Source organism: Bordetella sp. BOR01, from assembly GCF_019218885.1.
Lineage (GTDB): Bacteria > Pseudomonadota > Gammaproteobacteria > Burkholderiales > Burkholderiaceae_B > Bordetella_A.
The window spans coordinates 1-255 of sequence record NZ_JAHUWT010000026.1; the positions used below are offsets into that span (position 1 = coordinate 1).

The following is a 255-nucleotide window of genomic DNA, read 5'->3' on the forward strand; positions in this document are numbered from 1 at the left end:
GCGAGGTGCGTTCGCTGGCGCAGCGCAGCGCGCAGGCGGCCAAAGAGATCAAGGTGCTGATCGAGGACTCGGTCAGCAAGGTGGGCACGGGTTCGCAGCAGGTCGAGCGCGCGGGCGCGACGATGCAAGAGATCGTGGCCTCGGTCAAGCGGGTGACGGACATCATGGGCGAGATCTCGGCGGCCTCGGAAGAGCAGTCGGGCGGTATCGACCAGGTGAACCGAGCGGTGTCGCAGATGGACGAGGTGACGCAGC

1 protein-coding gene is annotated in these 255 nt (G+C 67.1%); it reads left to right on the plus strand.

Annotated features, from left to right (window positions below; translation table 11 throughout):
• A partial coding sequence (locus KW845_RS29375) for a methyl-accepting chemotaxis protein (RefSeq protein WP_255593042.1) occupies window positions 1-255 on the plus strand: 255 nt, incomplete at both ends.